Origin of the sequence: Kitasatospora sp. NPDC007106, assembly GCF_040634455.1 — a bacterium.
In the GTDB taxonomy this organism is placed as follows: domain Bacteria; phylum Actinomycetota; class Actinomycetes; order Streptomycetales; family Streptomycetaceae; genus Kitasatospora; species Kitasatospora arboriphila.
Window position 1 is genome coordinate 1 of record NZ_JBEYFP010000797.1, and the last position, 2603, is coordinate 2603.

Annotated in this window: 2 protein-coding genes; both read left to right on the top strand. The window is 75.8% G+C overall.

Annotation, left to right across the window (positions count from 1 at the left end; genetic code table 11):
• The coding region (locus tag ABZ641_RS32485; RefSeq protein WP_359987660.1) for a hypothetical protein at positions 1-1876 on the top strand (1876 nt) is incomplete at its 5' end.
• 151 nt (positions 1877-2027) lie between these two features.
• Positions 2028-2450, top strand: a complete 423-nt coding sequence (locus ABZ641_RS32490) for a hypothetical protein (protein ID WP_344623128.1) — start codon at positions 2028-2030, stop codon at positions 2448-2450.
• Positions 2451-2603 lie beyond the last annotated feature (153 nt).

Below are 2603 nucleotides of genomic sequence, written 5' to 3' on the forward strand. Positions count from 1 at the left end.
GCACCCGCGGCTGCTGCACGCGCTCGGCCTGGTGAGCTACCGCCTCGCGACGGCCGTCCCCGGCCAGGGCGCGCCCGGCAGGGGCGTGCCCGCGCAGGGCGCACCGACGCAGGGCGTGCCCGCGCAGGGCGCACCGGCCCCCGGCATTCCGGCGCAGCGCGGCCCCGTCGAGGTGCCGCACGTCGATCCCACGGACCCGGACCTGCCCGGCCTTGCCGACCGGTCCGACCGGTCCGACCTTGCCGAAAGTGCCGACCGGGCCGACCTGTGGCACTGGGTCATCGGCTGCCTGGTCCCCTCCCTGCACCTGACCGAGGTGTGGGACGCCGCCGCCCGACTCACCGGCCGCGACGCCGAACCGCCGCGGGTCGCCGCCGCCCGCGCCGCGCTCACCGACCGGCTCCGCACCGACCTGCGGACGCTCGACCAGGCCGACGGCCGGAGCGGCGACGAGGTCGACGCCTGGACGGTCCGGCTCGGCATGGAGGTCCGCTGCGCCGAGGCCTTCGCCGAGGACGAGGTCCTGATCGGCGGCCCCGACGGCGCCGGCCACCGGCTCGTCGTCGGCCCCGCCCTCGAACGGCTGCTGCGCACCTCGCCGCCCAGCAGCGAACTCTCCGCCTGGCAGGGTGCGTTCGAGTACGCGGTGCTGCCGTGGCGCAAGCCGGGCCCCTACGGGGTCCACCCGCTGACGCACGCCCTCGGCCTGTTCGACGAACTCGGCCCGCAGCGCTACCTGCTGCTCCAGGGCCGGCACGCCGCGGCGGTCTCCGCGCTGGAGACCGCGGAGGGCGCGGAGACCGACGAGTCCCGGCAGCTGCTGCTGCGCGAGGCCCTCACCAGCCAGGCCGCCGAGCACCACCGCCACCAGGAGTGGCGCGAGGCCCTGGAGTGCCTGACCCGGGCCCTGGCCCTGCCCGGACCCGCCGTCGGCGAGGACCTCGCCGCGCTCGGCGCCGACGCCGGTCTGCGCGCCGCCCGCGCGCTGCTCAAGGAGCACGACGACGACCAGGCCGGTGCGGCCGCACTGCTGGAGCAGGCGCTCGCGCTCTCCCCCGGCCACCGCGAGGTCCTGGAGAACCTCGGCGCCGCGTACGCCCAGCAGGCCCGCAAGGTCAACAACGAGACGAAGGACTACCGGCACGCGCTGGTCCTGCTGCGCAAGGCGCTGGCGCTGGCCCCGGACGACCCGACGGCCCGCCACTTCCTGGAGGCCGCCATGCTCAACCGGGCCACCGAGGTCACCGCCCTCGGCCCCGACGGCGACCTGGTGGAGGCCACCGAGCTGTGGCGGGAGCTCACCGAACTCGGCGACGACCCCGACCACCGGACGGGCCTGGTGTACGTGCTCCAGCTCCGCTCGCTCACCGCCGCCCTCGACGAGCGGCGCACCGAGGCCCTCGCACTGATGACGGAGGCCCTGGCGGCCGACGCGGACTTCGACGGCGACGCGGCCGCCGAGGCCCCGCGCCGGGTGTCGGTGGTGCTGGCCAACCACGTGCTGGAGAAGTACCAGGACCGTCCGTTCAACGAGCGGGCGTCGATGCTGCGGCGCGCCCAGACGTACGACGACTCCGCCGAGATGCGGGCGGTGATCGTCAACGTGTGGCGCAGCGAGGCGGCGACGGACTTCGAGGCCGACCGGTTCACGGACGCCGCCACGCTGCTGGAGCAGGCCCTGCAGATGGCCGGTCCGGCGGACGCCAAGGCCAACATCCGCAAGGAGCTGGGCGTCGTCTACGGTGCCCACGCCGTCCGCCAGGCCAACGCCCGGCGGTTCGCGGAGGCCCGGAAGCTGATCGGCAAGGCCGTCGCGCGCGACCCCGACGACTCCGGCCTGCGCAGCCTCAAGTACCGGATCGACCGCCTGCACTGACGGGTCCGGGCCGTCCCCGGCCGCCACCCTGCCCCTGGGCGCCGCCCCGCGCGCGTCCCGACGACCGTCCGAAGGCCCCCGAAGCCGAAACCGCCCGACGCCGAAGCCGTTCTGCAGCCCGTCTGCAGCCGGAGGAGAAGAGACCGCCGCCATGCCCCTGCACGAACCGTCGCCGTACGAGGTCCTGGGCATCCCGCCCACCGCGGGCGTGCGCGAGATCAACCTCGCGGTGGGCCCGGCCATGCGGCAGGGCCGTCACAGCCGCCAGCAGATCCAGGACGCGGCGGCGCTGCTGCGCAACCCCGACCGCCGTCTGGAGCTGGACATCCAGCAGCCGCTGCCGCCCGAACCGGTCGACGGGGTGGCCGAGTTGCTCCGCCCGGTGCTGGAGGAACCGCTGCTGGTCGTGGACCGGCCGCCGGTGACACCGGCGGCCCTGCTGGTCGTCCGCCGCGAGGAACTCGCCGCCGACTTCGCGGAGCCCGCCCCCGCCTCCACCGCCGCCGAACCGCCCGTGCCGGCGCAGTTCGCCGCCGACCTGTCGGTGCTGCCGCCGATCGAGATCCCGGAGTGAACGCCATGACGACCCAGGAATCCGGCACCCCGGTGCCGACCGCCGAGCCTCTGGAGGTGCCGCAGCGGGCCCTCGACGTCGACCTGGCGCAGGCGTTCAGCCAGTTGCTCTTCCGGGCGTCGCTGCTGCAGCGGCTGCGGGACGACGAGGCGC